The organism is Rothia sp. HMSC066H02, assembly GCF_001814995.1.
Classification (GTDB): domain Bacteria; phylum Actinomycetota; class Actinomycetes; order Actinomycetales; family Micrococcaceae; genus Rothia; species Rothia mucilaginosa.
On sequence record NZ_KV818679.1, the window covers coordinates 1 to 374 of the forward strand.

The following is a 374-nucleotide window of genomic DNA, read 5'->3' on the forward strand; positions in this document are numbered from 1 at the left end:
TCCCGGTAGGTTCCTTGCTCCACCACACACCCACCATCCAACACCACCACAGAATCAACACCACGCAACGTCCACGCACGATGAGACACCAACACCACCAAACGCCCAACAGCAGCCACCTTCAACCGAGCAAAAATCTCCTCCTCAGTCTCAGCATCCACAGCACTGGTCGGCTCATCCAAAACCCACACCGGCGCATCCCGAAGAACCACACGCGCCAACGCCAAACGCTGCCACTGACCACCCGAAAGACCAACACCACCAAACGACTCACCCAACTGAGCATCCAAACCACCCTCAAGACCACGCACAAAATCATCAGCACAAGCCACCGACAAAGCCGACCACAAATCAGCATCACCAAGACGCTCAAC

At 56.1% G+C, this 374-nt stretch carries 1 protein-coding gene; it reads right to left on the reverse strand.

The window, feature by feature from the left end; translation table 11 throughout:
- The coding region (locus HMPREF2999_RS04225) for an ATP-binding cassette domain-containing protein (RefSeq protein ID WP_141757038.1) at positions 1-374 on the reverse strand (374 nt) is incomplete at both ends.